Consider the following 238-nt stretch of genomic DNA (forward strand, 5'->3'; position numbering starts at 1 on the left):
CGTTTCACTTCTGAGTTCGGCATGGGATCAGGTGGGTCCACAATGCTATGGTCGCCAAGCAAATTTGGTAAAGTTTCCTAATAATTTAGAAAACTTTAATAATCTGGATTACTGACTTAAATAAAAGTTCGCACACATTCAATGTTCTTGCATTGAGTCCACAAAACCCATTGGGTGTTGTATGGTTAATCCTCACGGGCAATTAGTACAGGTTAGCTCAACGCCTCACAACGCTTAC

Annotated in this window: 1 rRNA gene; it reads right to left on the reverse strand. The window is 40.8% G+C overall.

The annotated features are described in order from the left end of the window. Positions 1 to 59 (reverse strand): 5S ribosomal RNA (gene rrf, locus AACW90_RS23170); the annotation flags it as partial. Between the last annotated feature and the right edge of the window lie 179 nt (positions 60 to 238).

Source organism: Vibrio frigidus (assembly GCF_042465995.1).
Taxonomy (GTDB): domain Bacteria; phylum Pseudomonadota; class Gammaproteobacteria; order Enterobacterales; family Vibrionaceae; genus Vibrio.